5 protein-coding genes are annotated in these 6,129 nt (G+C 33.4%); 4 read left to right on the top strand and 1 reads right to left on the bottom strand.

The features are described from left to right. Window positions 1-275: 275 nt before the first annotated feature. The 3 genes from tig (at window position 276) to clpX (ending at window position 3,613) form a co-directional block, all read left to right on the top strand. The gene (gene tig / locus ACO5GE_RS07735) at window positions 276-1,556 is read left to right on the top strand and encodes a trigger factor (protein WP_484830339.1); all 1,281 of its coding nucleotides are present in this window, start codon (window positions 276-278) and stop codon (window positions 1,554-1,556) included. Window positions 1,557-1,735: 179 nt separating this feature from the next. Continuing rightward, a complete protein-coding gene (gene clpP / locus ACO5GE_RS07730) occupies window positions 1,736-2,320 on the top strand; it encodes an ATP-dependent Clp endopeptidase proteolytic subunit ClpP (protein WP_484830338.1) in 585 nt (194 codons plus the stop codon). Window positions 2,321-2,338: 18 nt separating this feature from the next. Continuing rightward, window positions 2,339-3,613: an ATP-dependent Clp protease ATP-binding subunit ClpX gene (clpX, locus tag ACO5GE_RS07725; RefSeq protein WP_484830337.1), complete on the top strand. Its 1,275-nt coding sequence runs from the start codon at window positions 2,339-2,341 to the stop codon at window positions 3,611-3,613. 194 nt (window positions 3,614-3,807) lie between these two features. Here clpX and ACO5GE_RS07720 read toward each other — a convergent pair whose 3' ends face one another. Further along, complete coding sequence (locus tag ACO5GE_RS07720; RefSeq protein ID WP_484830336.1) at window positions 3,808-5,079, bottom strand: Glu/Leu/Phe/Val family dehydrogenase; 1,272 nt, start codon at window positions 5,077-5,079, stop codon at window positions 3,808-3,810. A 775-nt stretch (window positions 5,080-5,854) separates the two neighbouring features. Between ACO5GE_RS07720 and ACO5GE_RS07715 the strand changes: the two genes are divergently transcribed. After that, window positions 5,855-6,129 (top strand): VirB6/TrbL-like conjugal transfer protein, CD1112 family (locus tag ACO5GE_RS07715; RefSeq protein ID WP_484830335.1); only part of this gene is annotated, 275 nt, incomplete at its 3' end.

The following is a 6,129-nucleotide window of genomic DNA, read 5'->3' as shown; positions in this document are numbered from 1 at the left end:
GACTTTTAGATGATAATGAGGAATTAGTTCAATTTGATATTGCAATTTAAGATTTGTATAAATTTCATAAATATAGTATAAAATAATGTAAAAAAAATAGAAACTATGGTATACTTATTGAGTTAGTATGCTCGTAGAGTGGAAGCATGGATTGTATAGAGAGAATATAGAGAAACGAAGTTAATTGTGATGATATAAAATAACCACTTACCAACAGCATCAGTATTGATAATAAAATTAAAAATTTTAAGATAAACCTAGGAGGAAATAAACAAATGAGTGAAGTTTTAAAACAAGAAAAAAGTTTAGTAACATTAAAAATGACAGTAAAAGGAGAAGATTTTGCAAAAGCAATGGACACTGTTTTCAAAAAAAATAGAACAAGATTTTCTATTCCCGGATTTAGAAAAGGAAAAGCTCCACGTAAAATTGTAGAATCTTATTATGGAGAAGGAGTCTTCTATGAAGATGCATTGAATGAAGTGTTCCCGGCTCTATTTACTGAAGCAATAAAAGAACATGAATTGGATGTAGTATCCAGACCTGAAATTGAAGAATTGGGTGAAATTAAATCAGGAGAAGATTTTGACGTTACTGTTCAAGTATACGTAAGACCAGAGGTAACACTTGGTGAATATAAAGGTCTTGAAGTAGCAAAAGAAGAAGTAGAAGTAACAGATGAAGAAGTAAATCAAGATTTAGAAATTAAGAGAGAACAAAATGCAAGAATGATTTCTGTCGAAAATCGTCCTGCAAAAGAAGGAGATACAGTTGTAATCGACTTTGAAGGAAAAGTAGATGGAGTACCTTTTGACGGTGGAAAAGGAGAGGGCTATACTTTAGTATTAGGATCTAATTCTTTCATCGAAGGATTCGAAGCACAAGTCGTAGGAATGAATTTAGAAGAAGTGAAGGATATCAATGTAACATTCCCTGAAAAATATCATTCTGAAGAGTTACAAGGAAAAGATGCAGTATTTACTGTTAAATTACATGAAATCAAGGAAAAAGAGTTACCGGAATTAGATAATGATTTTGTAATGGATATTAGTGAATTTGAAACAGTAGAGGAATTGAAAGCTGATATTCGTGCAAAATTATATGAAACGAAAAAAGCTGGTGCAGAGACAGCATATCGTAATGCGATTATCGATAAAGCAGTAGAAGTTAGTACAGTAGAAGTACCGGATGTTATGATAGAAAATGAAGTGGAAAGCATGGCTCATGAGTTTGGTCAAAATCTACAATACCAAGGTCTTCAATTAGAAGATTATTTCAAATATACTAAATCAACTATGATGGACTTGAAAGGGCAAATGAGACCGGATGCAGAGAGAAAAGTTCGAAATAGTTTAGTATTAGATGAAATTAGCAAGGTTGAAAATATCGAAGTATCTGACGAAGACTTAGAAAAAGAGTATGCAAAGATGGCTGAACAATACAACATGGAAGTAGAAAAAGTGAAAGAGTTGATTGGAAAAACAGATGTAGAAGTATTGAAAGATAATATTCGTATCCAAAAAACAATTGATTTATTGATTTCATCTGCAAAATAGACAAAATTTCCGTCTATGAAAGTTTTTGTAGAATAATTGTAACGAAAAGGGATTTTTTCTGTAATAATTATAGAAAAAATCCTTTTGTTGAATTACACTGTATGTGACAGGGTAGATGTAGAATAGACAGAGTCGATAACGAATACAGATAAGCGACTGTTAGAAGGAGATGAAATTTAATGGCATATGTACCGGTTGTTGTAGAGCAAAACGGAAGAGGAGAAAGAAGTTACGATATATACTCTAGATTATTAAAAGATAGAATTATATTTTTGTCAGATGAAGTAAATGATGTAACTGCATCATTGATAGTAGCACAGATGTTGTTTTTGGAAGCAGAAGATCCTGATAAGGATATTATGTTCTATATCAATAGCCCCGGTGGATCTATTACATCAGGGATGGCAATTTTTGACACGATGCAATATATCAAATGTGATGTTTGTACTATTTGTATTGGAATGGCAGCATCTATGGGTGCTTTTTTACTTGCAGCAGGGGAAAAGGGAAAAAGATATGCATTGCCGAATGCAGAAGTGATGATTCATCAACCACTTGGTGGAGCACAAGGACAAGCAACAGATATACAAATTCAAGCAGAAAGAATTTTGAAGATGAAAGATAAATTAAATACCATTTTATCAGAAAGAACCGGACAAGATATTGAAACGATAAAAAATGATACGGAAAGAGATAACTTTATGAGTGCAGCTGAAGCAAAAGAATATGGTTTGATTGATAAAGTGATTGAAAAAAACCTATAAGAAATGAGGGATAAATAGATGTCAAGAAATGATGAAAACAAAGATTATAGATGCTCCTTTTGTGGGAAAAGTCATAATCAAGTGAAGAGATTGATTGCAGGACCGGATATTTATATTTGCGACGAATGTGTAAAATTGTGTCAAGACATCATTGATGAGGAATTTGGACAAACCGTAGCTGAAGAGACAATGGGATTACTGAAACCGGAAGAAATCAAAGCTATTTTAGATGAATATGTAATTGGACAGGAAACTGCGAAAAAGACCTTATCTGTAGCAGTATATAATCATTATAAACGTATTTACAATATCGTTCCGAATCCAAAAAATAGTAAAGAAGTAGAATTACAAAAATCAAATGTTATTATGATAGGACCGACAGGTTCAGGAAAAACACTTTTAGCGCAAACATTAGCTAAAATATTGCATGTGCCTTTTGCAATTGCTGATGCTACAGCTTTGACAGAAGCAGGGTATGTAGGAGAAGATGTAGAGAATATTCTATTAAAATTAATCCAAGCGGCAAATTTTGATATTGAAAAAGCAGAAAAAGGAATTATCTACATTGATGAGATTGATAAAATTGCTCGAAAAACGGATAATCCATCGTTGACAAGAGATGTATCCGGAGAAGGAGTACAACAAGCATTACTAAAGATTTTGGAATCCACCAAAGCTAATGTACCACCACAAGGTGGAAGAAAGCATCCACATCAAGATTTCTTACAAATAGACACTACAAATATTTTGTTTATTTTAGGTGGAGCATTTGACGGCTTGGAAGAGATTGTGAAGAAACGTCAAGGTGAAAGAACGATGGGCTTCGGAGCAAAAAATGAGAAAAAAGTGTCAGATGATAATATTTCGTTCTATGAAAAGGTAGAGTCTCAAGATTTGTTGAAATATGGTCTGATTCCTGAATTTGTTAGTCGTGTACCGGTTGTTGTAGCACTGCAAAATTTGGATGAAGAAGCATTAATTCAAATTTTGACAGAACCAAAAAATGCTCTCTTAAAGCAATATCAAAAATTGTTTGAATTAGATGGAGTAGAATTGGAAGTCGAAAGAGAAGCACTTGTTGCTATTGCAAAGCAAGCAATTGATCGAAAAATAGGTGCAAGAGGATTGCGTAGTATTTTGGAAAATATTATGATAGACATTATGTATGAAATTCCATCTAGAGAAGATATTGGTAAAGTCATTATTCATGAAGATTGTGTGGCAAATAAATCGAAGCCGATTGTTGTGTTAAAAAAAGATATGTCAACTCAAAGTGAAATTGAGACAGCGTAACATAGTGAGATAAGAAATACCTGTATCCATTTTTTGAATGATGGAATACAGGTGTTTTTTTATAAATGATTAAAAATGATATTCTATCATTGCAACAGGACATAAAGTGATATTAGAGTTTATTTTACTGATAAGAAAAAAGACAGATACCTCAGTATCTGTCTTTCTATCAAAGGTTCACAGAGAACTTTATTTTAGTACCATCCTCTTAATTTCATTGCTTCAGCGATTTGTTTGATAGCATACATGTAAGTAGCTTCACGAGGTGTTACATCATATTGTTCTTTTACTTCCCACATAGCGTTGAAAGCTTTAACCATAGATTGTTCTTGTCTTTCTTCTACTTCTTGTTCTGTCCAGTAGTATCCGTATCTGTTTTGTACCCATTCAAAGTAAGAAACTAGTACTCCACCAGAGTTAGTTAAAATATCTGGAACTAATGCAATGTTTCTTTCTTTTAATGCAACGTCTCCTTCTGGAGTTGTTGGTCCGTTAGCAGCTTCGCAAACAAGTTTGCAGTTTAATTTAGCTACTGTTTCAGCTGTAAGAACATTTTCCATAGCAGCAGGAACAAAAACATCAGTTTGTAATGCCCAGAATTCATCCATAGTGATTTTTTTAGCTTTTGGATAATCACAAAGAACTTTGTGTGCATCAACGTGAGCAGCCATATCAGCGAAATCAAGACCATCTTCATTGTAGATAGCGTATGGTTGCATTGTTGTTACAAAGTCAAATTCTGCAAGAGCTACGATTTTAGCTCCTTGTTTTTGAATGTTTTTAACTGTGTATCTACCAACGTTACCGAAACCTTGAACAGCTACTTTAGCACCTTTCATATCGATTCCGAATTTTTTAGCAGATTCTCTTACGATGATAGAAACTCCAAATCCTGTAGCTTCGTTTCTTCCTAAAGATCCACCGAAAGCAACTGGTTTACCAGTGATAACACCAATGCTCATTTCTTCTCCATTTAGTTTAACATATTCGTCAACCATCCAAGACATGATTTGTCCGTTTGTATTTACGTCTGGAGCAGGGATGTCAATTTTTTCTCCTAAGTATTTGTGTAATCCACGTACCCATCCTCTAGAGATTTGTTCTAATTCTTTAGCAGATAATTCTCTTGGGTTACATGTAACTCCACCTTTACCTCCACCATATGGAAGTCCTAATACTCCACCTTTGAATGTCATCCAGATAGAAAGAGCTTTTACTTCATCAGGGTTAACATCTTGATGGAAACGAACTCCACCTTTGCAAGGACCTACAGCAGAGTTGTGAGCAGAACGATATCCTTTGAAAATTTTCAAGCTTCCGTCATCCATTCTTACAGGAATAGATACTTCAATCATTCTTTGAGGTTCTTTTAATAATTCGTATACATCAGGTTCTAAACCTAGTTTGTCACAAGCGTTTTTAACTTGTTTTTGTGCATTCAAAAAAGGGTTTAATGTTTCAGCCATTTTTTACACTCTCCTTAAATTATAATATAGTATAGTGCAACGGCATTTTTCATATGTATGAAGCTATTTGGTATGTAAAAGCCATGGATATCGGTTTTATACTAGCTTGACAGCATATGAAAGAAATCCAATTGCGAACATGTGCTTGATATATTCATATCAAACCAACAAGACAATTATATCTCATAACAAAGAAGAATGCAACTGGTATATTAGGAATTATTTTAGGAAATTTTGTATAGAAAGTGAATATTATTGTAATCATTAAAAAAGTGGTAATTACAGCAGTTATTTCAGTCAAAAAAGCATAAAAAATCCGTGTGTTTTTTTAGTAGTACAGTATTTTTTTCATCATGATAAGGGGATAAAATTGTGATATGTAAAAATAGAATAACATTATTTTTTTACTGAATAGGCAAATAATAATAGAATGTATGACTATTTTTTATGAAAACGTTAATAATTAACCATCAAACCCCTTGAAATACAAGGATATTTGCAAGAGAACAAGTTGAATTTACTACCAATTTACTACTTTTGAGGAAAAAGACTTGATGTGCTGTAAAAACTCTTGCAGATAAAAAGTATTCTACCACAGATACGAAAGGTATGTTGCAGGTCAAAATTAAATAGGAAATCGTAAAAGCGGTGATATTTTGCTTCTTAACAGGAAGTATAAGGACATCGCTTTTTTTATGTCCATGTTACGAAATAGAGGCATATACAGGCTTGAAATACAAGGCTTTTTGAGGGCGGTTTTGACAAATTAAAGGATATGGAGATACTGGAGTTTCTGCTCCTGTCCATAGAAACGGGACTTGTGAGCCTTTCTATGAAGATTATGTCCATCTTTATTACCGTTGTCATCTACGGCAGAATGATAGAGCTCTATTTAGTCTACTCCGTCGCCCCGATTCCATTTGCCACTATGACAAACAGAGAATGGGGACAGGTCGGAAACAAATACCTGAAAAGCTTGTTCGCACTTGGTTTTCAAGTTGATTTCTTGATATTCGTCTCGTCTTTTTGTTACCTTTGTTATTCAATAAA

This window comes from Filifactor sp., from assembly GCF_057248345.1.
Note: the sequence above shows the minus strand (reverse complement) of the source record. Positions and strands in the feature narration are given on the sequence as shown.